A 15728-nucleotide genomic window follows, 5' to 3' on the forward strand; every position below is an offset into this window, starting at 1 on the left:
GCCGCCGGGAACCCCGCCGCCCCGCCCGCCGGCTGGCAGACGCAGACCAGCAAGGAGCACAAGCTCCAGTACGACGTGCCCGGCGCGGGGGAGAAGTGGAAGGTCTTCCCCCAGGACACGATGATCGCGTACACCGACGCCTCCGGTAAGCCGCAGATCTCCATGCGCGACACCGCCAACTACAGCGAGGGCGGCTGCGCGTCGTCCGCCAACCCCAACGCCATCGGCGAGGCCGGCAAGGGCCAGCTCGCCACCGTCGGCACGGCGGGCGGCGACTCCTCCCTGAGCATCCAGGAGAACGCCCGCAACTGGGCGGGCAACTGGGGCGTCTACGCGTACGGCGGCCTGAGCAACAAGCCCAAGATCGAGGTCACCCAGGCCAAGCCCTGGAAGCAGAACGGCATCGACGGCTGGACCGCCACCGCCAAGGTCAAGGTCACCAACCGCCCGAGCCCGTGCGTGCCGCCCACGGCCATCGTCAAGAGCATCGTGTGGAAGCTCCCCAGCGGTGAGTTCAGCAGCTGGATCGTGTACGCCGACCAGGGCGTCTCCGGGGCACTGCCGGAGTCCCGGATCGACGAGATCATGAAGACGGTCCGCCCGCTCAAGGGCTGAGCCGGACCGGGACCGGAAAGGGGCGGGACACCATGACCACCACCGCACTGTGGAGCCGGGCGCAGCAGCAGGACTTCCGCGCCCGGGTCCGCGGCTGCCTGCTCGGCGGGGCGATCGGTGACGCGCTCGGCGCGGGCATCGAGTTCCACTCGCTCGGGACGATCCGCGACAACCACGGGCCCGCCGGCGTCCGCGACTACGTACGGGCCTACGGGCGCCGCGGCGCGGTCACCGACGACACGCAGATGACGCTGTTCACCGTCGACGGCCTGATCCGCGCCGGGATCCGGCGCGACGGCGGCACCCGGCGCGACGGCGGCGCCCGGCCCGCGCCCGAGGAGGTGCACCGCGCGTACCTGCGCTGGCGGGCCACCCAGCGCTACGAAGGTCCCGACCTGCGCGATCCCGGCCTCGGCCGGCTGGGCCGCCAGGAGTGGCTGTACTCGCGGCGGGCGCCGGGCAACGCCTGCCTGTCCGGGCTGGACGACGACCGGATGGGCACCCTCGCCGCGCCCAAGAACCCGGAGTCCAAGGGCTGCGGCACGGTGATGCGCTCGGCGCCGTTCGGGCTGCTGGCCGACCGGGAGCCGGCGGAGGTCTTCCACCTCGCCGCCGAGTGCGCCGCCCAGACCCACGGCCACCCCTCGGGCGTCCTGGCGGCGGCCGCGTTCGCGGCCGTCGTGCACGGAGTCGTCCGCGGCGGGACGCTGGAGGGAGCCGTGCAGCAGGCGCTCGGGCTGCTGGCGCAGTGGTCCGGGCACGAGGAGACCACGGCGGCGCTGCGGAAGGCCCTCGACGCCGTGCGCCAGGGAGCGCCGACGGCCGAGCGGCTCGAAGCGCTCGGGCAGGGCTGGGTGGCCGAAGAGGCCCTTGCCATGGGCGTCTACTGCGCGCTGGTCGCCGAGGACGTCCGCCACGGACTGCTGCTCGCCGTCAACCACAGCGGCGACTCCGACTCCACGGGCTCGCTGTGCGGCAACCTGCTGGGCGCGCTGCACGGCGAGACCGCGCTGCCCGCCGACCTGCTGGCCGAGCTGGAGGGACGGGCCGAGATCGCCGAGATCGCCGACGACTTCGCCCTGGAGCTGACGCAGGGCGCGCAACTGCACGGCCCCGGCGGGGTGTCCGCGGCGTGGGCGGAGCGCTATCCGACGGCCTAGCGGCCGGCCGTTGCGATCGCATAACGCGGACGCACACGCGGACCTGCCCACGCGGATGTGCACACACGGCAGAACCCCCTCGGCCGGGACGACGGACCGGCCGAGGGGGTTCTGCGCGTACTGCTCAGAGGTGATGAAGACGTCGTATCGACGGCTCTCGTCAGAGCTCGTATCCGCCACGGGAAACGGTCGTCACAAACGCGGACCAGGAAGCCGGTGCGAAACCGAGAATCGGCCCCTGAGGGTCCTTCGAGTCACGGACCGCGACGGACTCGGGGAGGGGGGAGGCGACCTCCACGCAGTCGCCGTTGGCCAGCGAGTACGAGGACTTGCGCCACGTGGTGTTTCCCTGCTGGATGGCCATGATTGCTCCCATGCCTTGGTGAGTATGTGCCTTGATCAGAAACGCCGGTCGGAACGCCGGTTTCCCGAGGTGCGACCGACGTTACGCGCCAACATCACCTGATGAACGGGCCATTCACTCGACCGGATGGCATATACGGGAACACCCTTCCCGGGTGGCTGGCAGAGGGTGTACGGTGCGGCGCCTCGTCAGACCTCCGCCGCCCACTCCTCCGCGACCCGGTCGATGAACTGCCGGGAGTGCTCCGCGTTGAGAGCCTGCATTCGCAAATGTTCGTACATCACGCTGTAGGTCTGCACATCGTTCGGCTTCTCCAGGTAGAGATCACTGGTGATCCCCTCCAGATAGACCGTGCTCGCGTCCTGCGGATCGTTGAACTCCAGGATGGAGAACTTCCCGTACATGCCCGGGTGCGCGCCGACGTCATAAGGCAGCACCTGCACCGTGATGTGCGGCTCCAGGCTGAACTGCACGAGCTGCCGCATCTGTTCCGCCATGATCTCGCGGCTGCCCACGATCCGGCGCAGCGCCGACTCGTCGATGACCGCCCAAAGCCGCAGCGGATTCTCCGGATCGGTGATCCGTTCCTGCCTGCGCATCCGTACCTGTACGCGCCGCTCGATGTCGGCCGCCGTCGCCTCGGGCCAGGAACCCTCGGTCACCGCGCTCGCGTAATTGGGCGTCTGGAGCAGACCCGGTACGAGAGATGCCTCGTACACGCGCAGTGAGGCCGCGTCCGTTTCCAGGCCGATGTAGACGCTGTAGGGAATGTCGCCGAAGGCGTGCCACCAGCCCTGCTGGCGCGACTCCTTGGCCATCTGCATCAGTGAATCGACAATCCGGTGGTCCTCGACCCCGTACACCCCGCAGAGATCGCGCACATCGCGCTGGCTGATGCTGCGGCGGCCGTTCTCCAACCGGCTGATCTTCGACTGCGAGACGAGCAACCGCTCGGCGACCTCCTCGGCGGTCATGCCCTTGAGCTCGCGGAGCTTGCGCAGCTCCTGCCCCAAGCGGCGCCGCCTTACGGTGGGATTGACACTGGACGCCACGGGACGCACCTCCGGCTCCGTCATGCTGCTGTCTCCTGACCTCGCAGCCTGCCACCACATGCCGGGGCGGCGCTGGAAAATGCCACACAGAGTCCGCCTGCGGTGAACGGTTTGCCGGGGCCGGCCGCAGCGGACCGTGCATCGTCCCGTGCATGTGCGCGGGGTGGTGGACCGGACCGCCGTCCCGGGCGGCCGGGCCACCACCCCGCGCGATGTCGCGGCTCCCGGACCGGGCCGTGGTGCCGGTCATGCGGTGGTGCGGGTCGTGCGCTGTGGTGCGGTCGAGCCGGAGTGTTACGCAAATGTGCCGTGGTGCGTCGCGCTGTTCCCCGAGGGCACCGGCAAGGGCGCCGACGGAGCCCTCACGAGGCGCCGGCGCGGGCCATCACGGGCGCCCCCTGGGGCGCCTGCTGACCGGCCGCCGATCCGCCCCGGACGGACGTCCGCCGCCCGGAACCGCCGCCGTGGCCGCCCGTGCCGGAACCGGCCGCCGCCTGGGCCCGCCGCGGCTGCGCCGCGACGCCGTTCTGCACGTCCATCACGGCGTGCGCCACGAGGCCGCCCATCGGGTCGTGCCTGATCAGATCGCGCAGCCGGGAGCGGGACGACCGCCCCTCGTTGCCCGGGTAGAGGTGCTTGCCGAGACCCACCGCGTGGGCCAGGGCGGCGAGCGCCGCGGTCCGCGGGTCCGGCGGGACGCCGGTGCGGATCGCGCTGTCCAACCGGGCCCTGATCTCCCGGCTGATCGCGGTGTCCGTCGCCTGATAGCGCGTCGTCGGCAGCACCCCGCACATCTGGCCCGCCACGGCATGCACCATGCCGCACCGCTCCAGGTGTGTGAGGTACGTCTGGCGCAGCCCCAGCCGGGGCCCGCCGATCCAGTGGACGGCGCGGACCGGACTGCCGCGGCGGCGCAGCAGTTCGAGCGCGGTGTCCAGCGTCGGATCTCCTGTCGGCCGCGGCATCACCACGGCGATACGATCCCCGTCTGGGGCTATCCGTCCAGCCAGAGCCAGCTCCACTAGCTGCGCCCCGGCGAGACCCAGGTCGAGCGACTGCGGCTGCGCCGTGGTTCCCGTGGCCGGGTCCAAAGCGAGCAGCAGAAGCTCCTCCGGAATTGTTCTGCGGCTCCTGCCCATCCATGCCTCCCCGCGTGGATGACTGACAGGGTGACCCCTCTCACATTGGTCTGTCGAGAGTGCGTGGTGGCTTCGGGTGGGAACCGGTAGGTATGTCGTCTCGTCTAGCACGACGGTGAGCCCGGTCGATCCCTTCTGGCGGTGCGGTTGCGCGGCGACGGGGCTGCGACACAGGACACTGGTAAGCGTTTGAGAAGGTTCGGCCTGCGGGGTGCGGTGCACCCCGCGGTGGCGTATCGCGTGGGAATTTCGAGGAGGCATCGGTGGCGGGCGAGTCCCCCGGCAAGTCGGAGCAGCGGAAGTCGTCGGGGGAGACGACGCGCGGCGAGCACGACCCGCGACTCGGGGTTTTCCGGGAATCCTCCGGAAAGCCGTCCGGGAAAGCGGATGCCGCGGATGCCGCGGATGCCGCCGAAGGCGGTCGTAAGGAAGCGTCCGCGGCGCCCGCTGAGGCCGATGCGATCGCAAAGCCCGGTACGGGCGGCAACGGCGGCAAGGCCGGCAACGGCGGTACGGGCGGCGGCGACGCGCGGCTGAAGGCCGCGGTGGCGGCCTGGGTGGCCGGATCGGAGGAGGACGAACCGGACGAGTCCGGCGACTCTGGCGACTCCGGCGACTCCGGGAAGCCGGGGGAGTCCGCGAAGGCTCCGAAGGCCCCGAAGGCCGCGGAGGGCGAGCCCTCCGGCTCGGACAAGCCCGCCGCCTCCGGCGACCGGGCCACGGCTGTTTTCCGTACGGTCAAGCCGAAGGACGGCGAGAGCGCCGCCGGTGACGGCGAGGCCGCCGAGCCCGTGAACGGTGCCCCGTCGGGCAACGGCAAGGGTTCCGCTTCCGGCGATGCCGCCGGGGCCAGCCGTTCCGCGAACGGCAAGGCCAAGGACTCTGCCTCCGGCGAGGACGGCAAGCCCGTCGCCGCCGACCAGGCCACGGCCGTCTTCCGCGCCGTCAAGCCCAAGGCCGGTGACGCTGCCGAGCCCGCGAACGGCTCTCCGTCCGGCAACGGCAAGGCTCCGGCATCCGCTGACCGGGATGCCGAGGCTTCCGCCAAGGGCGACGGCAAGGCCCCCGCCTCCGGCGAGGACAAGCCCGCTGCGTCCGGTGACCGGGCCACGGCTGTTTTCCGTACGCTCAAGCCGAAGGCCGACGAGGCCGCCGCCGCCGGTGACGGTGACGGCGCCAAGCCCGCCGCCTCCGCCGACCAGGCCACCGCCGTCTTCCGTGCGGTCAAGCCGAAGGCCGGCGAGGCCGCCGCCAAGCCTGTGAACGGCTCCGGCAAGGGCAAGGACGGTGAGGACGGCAAGCCTGCCGCCTCCGCTGACCAGGCCACCGCCGTCTTCCGTGCCGTCAAGCCGAAGGACGGCGAGGGCGCTGCCAAGCCTTCCAAGCCTTCCAAGCCCTCCAAGCCCTCCTCCGACGATCAGCCGACCGCGCTGATCAAGGCCCCCGAGGTGCCCGAGCCCAAGAAGGCCGCCCCGGCCAAGGCCGCCCCGCGCGAGGACTCCGACTCCGAGCGGACCAGCCAGTTCGTACCGCTGAAGTCCGACGAGCCGGCCAAGAAGCCCGCTGCCAAGGCGACGCCGCCTGCCGCCAAGGCGACCCCGCCCGCCGCCAAGGCGAGCGCCCCCGCCAAGCCGGCCATCCCGGTCACCGTCACCCCGCCGTCCGCCCCGGCTCCCAAGCCGGACAAGGCGGACAAGCCGGACGGCGGCGCCCCCGCCGCGCCGCTGGACCTGCTGGCGCAGCTGACGAACACGCCTCCGCCGCCGGAGACGCCCGTCCGCACCATCCTGCGCCGGGTCAAGATCTGGACCCCGCTCGTGGTCCTGCTGGCGATCATCTTCTGCGTGGTGCAGGCGTTCCGCCCGCTGCCGCAGCCGAAGCTGGTGCTCACGGCGCACAAGTCGGTCAAGTTCGACGGCGACAAGGCGCAGATGACGTGGCCGACGTCGGGCCAGGCGTACGTCGAGGTGGACGGCCTCGGCAGCCTGGGCGAGTACGGCGAGGAGAAGCCCGTCCCGATCGCGAGCGTCACCAAGGTGATGACCGCGTACATCACCCTTCGCGACCACCCGATGAAGAAGGGTGACAAGAAGGGCGCGCTGATGACGGTCGACGCGAAGGCGGTCAGCGACTACCAGAAGGGCAAGCCGGAGGGCGAGTCGCTGGTCCGCGTGACCGAGGGCCAGCAGCTGTCGGAGTACGAGGCTCTGGAAGCGCTGATGCTGCCGTCGGCGAACAACATCGCCAAGCTGCTGGCGCGCTGGGACTCCAAGACCGAGGAGGCGTTCGTCAAGAAGATGAACGACACGGCCAAGGAGCTCGGCATGGTGAACACGCACTTCACCGACCCGAGCGGCTTCGACGCGACGACGAAGAGCACGGCGAAGGACCTGGTGAAGCTGGGCAAGAAGGCCATGGCGGACCCGGTCTTCCGGGAGATCTCGGGGCTGACGGAGTACATCGACAGCAACGGCGAGAAGCAGAAGAACTTCAACCCGATCGTTCCGCTGTACGGCACCGGCATCAAGACGGGCACGACCACCGCGGCCGGCGGCAACCTGCTCTTCGCCGCGGAGAAGAAGATCGGCGGCACGACGCAGCTGATCATCGGCGCCGTCCTGGCGCAGCACAAGACGCCGATCATCGACTCGGTGGTCGCGGCGACCAAGGACGCGATCGAGTCCGCGAAGAAGGCGCTGGAGGCGAAGACGGTCGTCAAGAAGGGCGACGTCGTGGGCGCCGTGGACGACGGCCTCGGCGGCCGCACCCCGGTCGTGGCGACCAAGGACGTCACCGCGGTCGGCTGGGCTGGCCTGACGGTCGGCCTGGAGCTGAACGACGGCGGCCACAAGGTGCCGCACACGGCGAAGCCCGGCACGGAGGTCGGCATGCTGACCGTGGGCAGCGGCCCGGGCCAGGTCCGGGTGCCGGTGGCGCTGAAGTCGGCGCTGGCCGAGCCGGGCTTCGGGTCGAAGCTGACCCGCCTGGGCTGACCGCCCGGCCGACCCGCCCGGCCGACCGGCCGGGCGGGTGTCGCGCGGGGCGGCGGCCGCCGCCCCTGCTGTGCCCTCGCGGCGTGCTAGCGTCGCGAGGGTTTGAGCACGGCACCACGCCGTGCGCTACCCGCAAGTCCGTGACAGCGTGACGATGGGGGAAAGACTCGGGGGAAGACGGGGAGAGCCGCAGTGAGCACCGTGGGCCCGGCGCGGGCCGGCAAGCCGGACGAGCCGGGTGACCGGCAGGAGGAGCGCACCCCCGCCGGGATAGCGCCCCCGCGGTCCACCGCTCCGACCCCCGCCCCCTCCGGCGGCGCCTTCCGGGAGCGCCTGACCCGCACCGGCCGCGCCCTGGCCGCCCGTCCCGTGCTGACGACCCTGGTGGTCGCGGCCGTGGCGCACGTGGTGTGGGTGTACGTCTTCGCGAACAGCGGCGGCGACCTGGCCGCCCAGGACGCCTGGGCGGAGTTCGTGGGCCAGCACCCCGACTCGGCGTACAACCTCGCCTGGTACGGCGGCATGCACCCCGTCTCGTACAGCGTGATCTCGCCGTACCTGATGGCCAGCATCGGCGTCCGCACCACGATGATGATCGCGGGCACGCTCTCCGCCGGGTTGCTGGCGCTGCTGCTCGTGCGCAGCAGGGTCGTGCGCCGGCCGCTCGTGCCGGCCCTGTACGGCACCTTCGCGCTGACCTGCAACGCGATCTCCGGCCGGGTCACCTTCGGGCTCGGCACGATGTTCGGCCTGGCGGCCGTCGCCGTGATCTTCGCGTGGCCGATGCGCTGGCGCTCGGAGGGCAAGTACCGCTGGGGCCGGGCGGGCCTCGCCGCGCTGGCGGCCGCGCTGGCGACGGCGTCGAGCCCGGTCGCCGGCCTGTTCGTGGGCTTCGTCGCGGCCGCCCTGTGGCTGGGCAAGCGCCGTCCGGCGGCGTACGCGCTGGGCATCTCCCCGGCCGTGGTGGTGGGCCTGTCGGCGTGGCTGTTCCCGTTCTCGGGCCACCAGCCGATGGCCTTCGTCTCGGCGATCCTGCCGCTGCTCAGCGGCATCTTCGGGGTGCTGTTCGTGCCCAAGGAGTGGCGCACGGTCCGGATGTCCTCGGCGCTCTACGTCCTGGCCGTCCTGCTGGTCTGGCTGATCCCCTCCCAGATCGGCACCAACGTCTCCCGGCTCGGCATGATCTTCGGCGGAACGGTGCTGGTCGCGGCGCTGCCCGAGCTGAAGGTGCCGCGCCCGGCCGAGCTGCTGAAGAGCGGCCTGCGCTGGACGGCGCTGGCCGCCGCCCTGGCCACGTGCACGATCTGGCAGCTGGCCGTCTCCATCGGCGACATCATGCACACCACGCCCGCCGCCTCCTGGGCGCGCGAGCTCGCGCCCCTGGTGCACCGGCTGCAGCAGGCCGACGCGGCGCGCGGCCGCGTCGAGGTCGTGCCGGCCCGCAGCCACCGCGAGTCCTCGGCCCTCACCCCGTACGTGAACCTCGCCCGCGGCTGGAACCGGCAGGCCGACCGCGAGCGCAACCCGCTCTTCTACGAGCCGGGCCTGCTCACCTCCTCCACCTACCGCGCCTGGCTCGACCGCTGGGCCGTGCACTACGTGGTGCTGCCCACCGGCGAGCCGGACCACGCGGCCGTCGAGGAGGCCAAGCTCGTCGCCAAGGGGCAGCCGTACCTGCGCGAGGTGTGGTCGGACGCGAACTGGCGGCTGTACGAGGTGGAGTCACCGACTCCGCTCGCCGACCCGCCGGCGGTGGTCGAGCGCACGGACGCCGAGGGCCTGACGATCACGGTGCGGAAGGCCGGGCCGGTCCTGATCCGCATCCCGTACTCGCCGTGGCTGGGCCTGGTGGACGAGGCGGGCAAGGACGTCCAGCCGCCGAAGGCGGGGCCGCGCGGCGAGCCGCCGGTCAACGTCAACGGCTGCTTGTCCAAGGAGGTCCAGGAGGCCCGCGAGGACCGGCCGGAGGACGACTGGACGCTGCTGCACGCGCCGAAGCCGGGCACGTACCACATCGTGGCCCGCTACAAGCTGCCGCGCGGCACGGGGTGCCCGGACAACCTGGCGAAGTAGCGGACGGCAGGGGCGGGTCACTCGCAGACGCGCGGCGTGGGGACTTCCCGGGCGGCGCCCGTCAGCTCCTTCCGGACCTCCTCCAGGTAGGCCAGGACCTGCCGCTGCTTCTCCGGGCCGGGGTCGCTGAGGTAGTCCAGCACGCCGTGCTGGAAGGCGAACCGCATCCGCAGCGGCATCATGTCCGAGGCGTCCAGGCACTTGGGCTGCGGGCCGGTGAACGCCCTGCTGATGGCGGCGTTGACCCGCTCGGTGTCCGGGTCGGGGACCGGCGCGCCCTTGGTGACGAAGAAGGGCCGCCCGGGGTTGGTGGTGTTCCGGTCCTCCTTCGTCTCGCCGGGCACTTCGGCCCAGGTCTTCTGCCCCTCCTTGGTGGTGAGGAACCGCATCAGGTCCTCGGCAGCGGAGGCCCGCTCGCCCTTGTTCGCGAACAGCACCGCGAAGTCCGCGGACACCTCGGTGGCGGCGGGGCTGCGGGCGATGACGGGGAGCACCTCGCGCGTGGGCGCGAAGGCGGCGCGCCGCGTGTACTCGGCGCTGCGGACGAACGACGCCTGGTGCTGCAGGGTGCACCGGTCCCGGGAGAAGAGCTTCTGCCCCCAGTCGTTCTTCAGGGCGGCCGCCGCCGACTCCTTGGTGAAGACGTTCCCGAAGGCCTCCCATGCCCGGGGCACGGCCCCTTCCGTCCACGGGAGGTCGCCCCGGGCCCACTGCTCGTACGCCTGCGTGCCGCTCTGCTGCAGCAGGATGTCCTCGATCCAGTCGGTGCCGGGCCAGCCGGAAGTGGCGTCGTCGCCCATGCCCGCGCACCACTGCCCGCCGCCCTGTTCCGCCAGCGTGCGCGGGGGCCGGTGGAGGGTGCCGTCGTACCAGACCACGCTCTTCAGATCGGCCTTGACGGCGATGGCGTAGACCTCGCTGCCGAACCGGGGGGCCCACAGCGGGTCGTACTTCCGCAGGGCCTCCTTGAGCAAGGGGGTGAGCTCGCGCGGCGAGGGCTTCTGCTTCACGTACTCCCGGACCTCGCCGAGGCTGGGCAGGATCGCGATGTCCGGCGGGTTGCCGGCGTTCAGCCGGGAGAGCAGCACTTCCCGGATGGCCGTGGTGCCCTGGTAGTCGACGTGGACGTGGTACTTCCTGGAGTACGCGTCCAGCACCTTGCGGAAGCGCGCTCCTTCGGCGTCGGTCCACGAGGCAAGGACGTTGATCCGCCCCCGGTGCTCGGTGGGCCGGTCACTGCTGCCGGCGGCGGTGAACAGCACCAGCCACAGGGCGCACAGGACCGTGGTGGTCTCGAACAAGCGGAACCGCCGGCCCTGGTGCTGCCCGGTCCGCCCGAAGCGGTACTCCTCCAGGCGGGGCTGGAGTCCGATGACGACCAGTGCGGCGGTGACGACCGCCGCCAGGGGGATCAGGAGGGGGCCGGAGACCAGCCAGTGCGTGCCCGCGAGGTGGGCGTCGACGGCGCTCTGGAGGCGGTCGGAGACATGACCGGCCCGGACCTCGTCGCGGGCCCGGCCGAGGGCCTCCTGGAGCAACACGGCGGCGGACACGAGCAGCGGCACGAGGACCGCCACGAGCACGGTGGCCCCTGCCAAGGGGCCGTTGAAACGGCGGTGGAAACGGTGGCGGAGGAAGCGCTGGGTGTCGGCGAGCAGCCAGAGGAGTCCGGCCCAGAGCACGAGGGCCACGCACCAGACCAGCTTCACCAGCCAGCCGGACGTCGCCTGTGCGTGGAGCACTCCGGCCTGCTTGTCCTGGACGCTGCTGAGCCGGGCGATGACGCCGGACCGGTCCCGGTGCAGGGTGCTGTCCGCGTACTGCAGATACGCGTTCCGGAGCCTTGTGCCGGTTCCGCTGCGTGCGGCCTGCCCGATGAGGAAGTCGTACGAACCGACCTGGCCGACCACGGTGTCCAGGATGTTCCGGCCGCCGGGGCCCGCGACGGTGGTGCTCACCGCCTTCTCCAGGCTCCTGGACGCGGCGTTGATCTTCACTCGGTAGTCCTCGCCCGCGCCCTCCGTCGCGGCGGAGTGGCTGCCCAGGGCGGTCCTCGCGGCCTCCAGCGACTGCTCCAGGGCCCGCTGCGTCGCGGCGACGTGGCCCATCGCCGGGACCGTCCGGTCCGGCACTTCGTCCGCCCACCGGCTCACCCCGTAGTAGGCCGCCTGAAGCGCCCCGCAGGCCAGCACCGTGGCCACCAGCAGCACGACGAGGCGGCGTATGAGCCAGCGGCGGGTGTCGGGGCCCTCGGGGCCGGTGGGGCTCGTGGGCCCCGGCGGAGCGGTGGTGGGGGCGGTCATGCGGCCGGCTCCGGGGGCTCCTGTTCCGGCCGGGCGCGGCCCTCCGGCGCGGGGCCGCCGCCCGCCGGGAGGACCGTGCCGCAGCGGGGGCAGATCCGTGCCGTGCCGGGGGAGACGCGGTGGCAGACGGGGCACTGCACGTCCGGCCCGGCGGCGCCCCTGCGCCGCGGCGCAGGCACACCCGCCGGCACGCCCGGCGGCGGGCCCGGCTCGTGCGGCGGGCGGGCCTGCCGCGGCGGCACCGCGGACCTGCGGGTCTGCGTGCTGTGGTTGGAGACGACCCACGCCGAGTTGAGATCGCCCGCCGTGATCTCGTCGCGCAGCCGGACCCGCCCCTCGGCGGCGTCCGCCACCTCCACCAGCCGCCGCAGCCGGCGCAGCATCTTCTCGTCGCCGAGCTCGTGGGCGAGCCGCACCGCAAGGCCCCACTCCTCCTCCGCCGCCCCGAAGCGGCGGGCCTCGAAGGCCTCGCAGCCGGCGTTGACCGCCCGGCCGAGGTCGGCGTAGCCGCTGTAGCGGGCCACGCGCGGATCGATGCGCGTCGACAGGACGAGGTCGTCGGTCCAGTGGACGAGCAGGGGGACGGGCCTGGGCAGGGCGACGGCCGTCTCGGCGGGGTGGTCGCCGGCGCCCTCCGGCACCAGCGCCAGCGAGGCCAGCTGCATGTCCTCTCCCATCGGGTCGCCGGCGGGATCGGCGGTGACGCACAGGTGGTAGTCGCGGGACTCGTCGCCCCACGCGCCGGTCGGGAACTCCCAGGTGCGCTCCCCGGTCCGTACGCCTTCCCGGGTCAGGTCCAGCTCGGTGGGGAACACCTGCTTGAAGAAGCCGAGTTCGCTGCCGACGCGCAGCCGGACGCGGATCCGGATGCCGGGCAGCGACTTGTCCATGGCCTTGCGCATCATCCGGCGGAACTCCGCCTCCAGGTCGGAGTCCTGCTCGACGGCGTCCGCGATGCCGTGCAGCCGGCCGGCGATCTCCCGCAGCTCGGTGGCGGCCCACTCCTCACCGATGCCGCGCGCGTCGCAGGTGAACTTCCCGGCGCAGTCGGTGAGGACGCGCTCCAGCTCCCCGGGCCGGTCGTGCTGGTTGCGGCCGTCGGTCAGCAGGAGGGCGTGCCGGATGGGATGGTCCTGGCCCTCGGCGGTGAGGAGGTCGCGGGCGCAGGCGAGCCAGGAGGCGATGGCGGTGCCGCCCGCGGCGACGAGCGTGTGCGCGGTGCGGGCGGCGTCGCCCCGGGTGTCGGGGCTCGCGACGGCCATCCGGCCGGTCGGCGGATAGACGACGCGGGCCTTGTCGGTGCCCTCCACGAGGGCGAAGCGGGTGCCGTCGCGCAGGACGCCGATGGCGGCGGCCGCGGCCTTCCGCGCCGCGCCGATCTTCGTGCTGGGCCAGTTCATGGAGCCCGAGCAGTCGATGACGACGACCTCGGCGGAGGAGGCGTGGGTGGCCAGCCCGGCCAGGCCGTGGCCCTCGACGGTGAGGACGGCGTGGGCCGGCACGGCGCCGGACCCCGCCGCCAGGTACTTGTTCTGGCCGAGCTGGGCGGTCAGGGCGGGCAGCGCCGCCGTCGGTGCGCGGTCCTCCGGGGCCGCCCCGTCGTCGCGGCTCACGGCCTCGGTCCCTTGCTGCGGTCCATGCGTTCCCCCGGGGTCAGAAGCGGGTCTTGGGACGGACGCTGTTGGCCAGGTCGACCAGCACGGCCAGGCCGCCCGGCGTGGGTGCCTGGCGGGCGAGCCGGCGCAGCTTCGCCTCCAGCCGCGTGCGCAGGGTGAACTCCTCGCCCTCGGCGCTGTCCTCCGGGCCGAGGAACAGCCGGGAGCCGGCGGTGGCCGCCTCCGTGCCCTTCGTCACGCGCTCCAGGGCGACTTCGAGGGTCTCGGCCTCCAGCCGGTCGCGGGCGGGCCCGGCGTGGTGCCCCTCGTCCAGATAGAGCCGGGGGAGGCGGCCGAAGGCGGCGGTGATGTCGGAGCGGTCCGGGAGGAGGGGCTTGTCGTCGCCGGGCCGCAGGGCCTCCAGCCGGCCCGCGAGGATACGGACGCAGGCGATCCGGGCCGCGTCGTAGTGGCGGGAGACCTCGGGCAGGCTGCTGAGGAGGGCGACGGCGCCGGTGCGGTCGCCACCGGCCAGCTTCAGCCGGGCGAGCCCGAAGACGGCGCTGCCCTGCGTCCGGCTGCGCTGCCACACGGCGTCGTAATAGCGCTCGGCGGCGGCCGGGGAGCCGGCCTTCTCGGCGCAGTAGCCGAGGGCCAGCTTCGGGGCGTACTCCCCGGGCAGGGCGTGGTAGACGCGCTCGAACTCGCCCTGCGCCGCCTCCGTTTCGCGCCGGGCGAGGAACAGCAGGCCCTGGTGCCAGCACAGCCGCCAGTCGTACGGGGCGAGGTCGCCGAGGAGCGCGCGGGCGGTGGTCAGCCGCTCGCGGGCGGCGTCGAGCTCGCCCAGCTCCAGGTGGGCGCGCAGCTGCCGGAAGCAGATCTCCACGGTCTCCAGCCCCGAGGCGTACAGCTGCTGGATGAGCCGGCGAGGACCGCTGGTGGTGGGCTGGGCCAGCAGGGTGGCGGCCGGATCGGCCGGGTCGCAGTACGGCTCGGGCAGGTGGTGCGGCACGCGGTCGGGCTCGGGCAGGCCGGGGTCGAGGAGCGGCCGCCGCTCGGCGGTCAGCCAGCGCTCCAGGGGCGGCACGCGCCCGAGCGAGGCGTCGAGGAGGGTGGCGGTGGCGGCGAAGAGGGTGGACGGCTCGGGGGTCTCGGTGCGGGTGCGCAGGGAGCGGATCTCGCGCAGGACGCCGCGCAGCTGCTCGGCCATCTCGCGGGCGGAGGCGAAGCGTTCGCGCGGATCGTCGGCGCCGGCGCGGGCGAGGACCCGCTCGTAGGACTCGGCGCCCAGCCCGGGGGGCCGCAGGAGGCAGCCCTCGGAGAGGGTGCGCAGCGTGACGGCGAGGCTGAAGAGGTCCGAACGGACGGACAGCCCCTCGACGCCCGCGCGGACGACCTCGGGGGCGGTGAAGCCGCGGGCGCCGAGGACGTATCCCGTGCGGTCGTTCAGGTCGCGGACGGCGCCGAGGTCGATGAGCTTGACGCGGTCCGCGTAGTGCATGACGTTGTTGGGCTTGAGGTCGCAGTACACGAGGTTCTTGCGGTGCAGGCTCTCCAGGGCGTCCAGGATGCGGCAGCCGTAGGAGAGGACGTACTCGAAGACGCGGTCCTCGCCGAAGGGGCCCTCGCCGCGGGTGATGCGGTCGCGCACCTGGGAGAGGTGCATGCCGCGGACGAACTCCATGACGATGTAGCGGGTGTGGCTGCCGCCGATGCTGTTGTCTCCTGGGTTGTCTCCCGGGTCGTCGGCGCCTGTGGCTGTGCCTGTGCCGCTGCCGCCGCTGCCGCCCCTGCCTGCGGTGTCCGTGGCGGCGGCGCCGTCCTCGCTTGCGGAGTCCTTGTGGGAGACGAAGTTGATGACGCGGACGATGTCCGGGTGGTCGGAGCCGATGAGGACGCGCAGCTCCTCGGCCTCGCGCTGCAGGGCGACCGGATCCCGGGCGTTGATGAGCCCCTTGAGCGCCACGGGGCGCCGGTCGAGCCGCATGTCGTGGGCCAGATAGACCCAGCCGAGGCCGCCGTTGGCCACGCAGCCCACCACGCGGTACTGCCCGCCGACCAGGTCGCCGGGGGCCAGGCGGGGCGTGAAGTCGTAAGGGTGGCCGCAGCGGTCGCAGAAGCCGACGGGCAGGGCGGGCTGCCCGGCGTACGACCTGCCGACGACGGCGGTGCACCCCTCGTGGCCGCAGGTCTTGCCGCCCAGCGGGGCCCGTGGGTCGGTGACGACGAGGGCCTCGGGGGAGGGGGTGGAGACGACGGGCAGGTCGAGCAGTCCGTCGCCGGCGGGGCCCACGGTGAACAGCTGGTCGGTCTCCGCGCGTCTGCGGGCGCCGGCCGTGGGCGGGCTCTCGGGGACGGGCGGGACGCCGCGCGGGCTCGCGGCCTCCACGCGGTGGCCGCGCGTGGAGCAGAAGCCGGTGGACTCGACGCGGCC

At 72.9% G+C, this 15728-nt stretch carries 10 protein-coding genes; 4 read left to right on the forward strand and 6 right to left on the reverse strand.

Annotated elements, in window-relative coordinates:
- Both ACSNOH_RS25880 and ACSNOH_RS25885 read left to right on the forward strand, forming a co-directional pair.
- Positions 1 to 615: hypothetical protein (locus ACSNOH_RS25880; protein WP_436723827.1), on the forward strand; the 615-nt coding region annotated here is incomplete at its 5' end.
- A gap of 32 nt (positions 616 to 647) precedes the next feature.
- Positions 648 to 1775: an ADP-ribosylglycohydrolase family protein gene (locus tag ACSNOH_RS25885; protein ID WP_436723828.1), complete on the forward strand. Its 1128-nt coding sequence runs from the start codon at positions 648 to 650 to the stop codon at positions 1773 to 1775.
- Positions 1776 to 1935: 160 nt separating this feature from the next.
- On the opposite strand, the gene ACSNOH_RS25890 is transcribed toward ACSNOH_RS25885, so the two are convergent.
- The 3 genes from ACSNOH_RS25890 to ACSNOH_RS25900 form a co-directional block, all read right to left on the reverse strand.
- Complete coding sequence (locus tag ACSNOH_RS25890; RefSeq protein ID WP_436723829.1) at positions 1936 to 2139, reverse strand: DUF397 domain-containing protein; 204 nt, start codon at positions 2137 to 2139, stop codon at positions 1936 to 1938.
- A gap of 188 nt (positions 2140 to 2327) precedes the next feature.
- Positions 2328 to 3191, reverse strand: coding sequence for a helix-turn-helix domain-containing protein (locus ACSNOH_RS25895; protein ID WP_436723836.1), 864 nt, complete (start codon positions 3189 to 3191; stop codon positions 2328 to 2330).
- 362 nt (positions 3192 to 3553) lie between these two features.
- Positions 3554 to 4330 (reverse strand): GOLPH3/VPS74 family protein, encoded by a 777-nt coding sequence (locus ACSNOH_RS25900; RefSeq protein ID WP_436723830.1) that lies wholly within the window; start codon positions 4328 to 4330, stop codon positions 3554 to 3556.
- Between the two features lie 263 nt (positions 4331 to 4593).
- Here ACSNOH_RS25900 and ACSNOH_RS25905 point away from each other — a divergent pair, with 263 nt between their 5' ends.
- Both ACSNOH_RS25905 and ACSNOH_RS25910 read left to right on the forward strand, forming a co-directional pair.
- Positions 4594 to 7323 (forward strand): D-alanyl-D-alanine carboxypeptidase, encoded by a 2730-nt coding sequence (locus ACSNOH_RS25905; protein WP_436723831.1) that lies wholly within the window; start codon positions 4594 to 4596, stop codon positions 7321 to 7323.
- Between the two features lie 192 nt (positions 7324 to 7515).
- Complete coding sequence (locus tag ACSNOH_RS25910; protein WP_436723832.1) at positions 7516 to 9396, forward strand: MFS transporter; 1881 nt, start codon at positions 7516 to 7518, stop codon at positions 9394 to 9396.
- A 17-nt stretch (positions 9397 to 9413) separates the two neighbouring features.
- Here ACSNOH_RS25910 and ACSNOH_RS25915 read toward each other — a convergent pair whose 3' ends face one another.
- The 3 genes from ACSNOH_RS25915 to ACSNOH_RS25925 all read right to left on the reverse strand — a co-directional run.
- The gene (locus ACSNOH_RS25915; RefSeq protein WP_436723833.1) at positions 9414 to 11699 is read right to left on the reverse strand and encodes an ABC transporter substrate-binding protein; all 2286 of its coding nucleotides are present in this window, start codon (positions 11697 to 11699) and stop codon (positions 9414 to 9416) included.
- Entirely contained in the window at positions 11696 to 13312 is a 1617-nt protein-coding gene (locus ACSNOH_RS25920; protein WP_436723834.1) for a VWA domain-containing protein, read from the reverse strand. The genes ACSNOH_RS25915 and ACSNOH_RS25920 overlap by 4 nt, the downstream gene beginning before the upstream one ends.
- Before the next feature lie 40 nt (positions 13313 to 13352).
- On the reverse strand, positions 13353 to 15728 hold a 2376-nt coding region (locus ACSNOH_RS25925; protein WP_436723835.1), incomplete at its 5' end, for a tetratricopeptide repeat protein.

Source organism: Streptomyces sp. URMC 127 (genome assembly GCF_051386535.1).
Lineage (GTDB): Bacteria > Actinomycetota > Actinomycetes > Streptomycetales > Streptomycetaceae > Streptomyces.

Excerpts from the sequence above, each read along its gene's own strand:
- ACSNOH_RS25885 (WP_436723828.1), top strand. The coding sequence starts at position 648 with ATGACCACCACCGCACTGTGGAGCCGGGCGCAGCAGCAGGACTTCCGC.
- ACSNOH_RS25890 (WP_436723829.1), bottom strand. The coding sequence starts at position 2,139 with ATGGCCATCCAGCAGGGAAACACCACGTGGCGCAAGTCCTCGTACTCG.
- ACSNOH_RS25900 (WP_436723830.1), bottom strand. The coding sequence starts at position 4,330 with ATGGGCAGGAGCCGCAGAACAATTCCGGAGGAGCTTCTGCTGCTCGCT.
- ACSNOH_RS25915 (WP_436723833.1), bottom strand. The coding sequence starts at position 11,699 with ATGACCGCCCCCACCACCGCTCCGCCGGGGCCCACGAGCCCCACCGGC.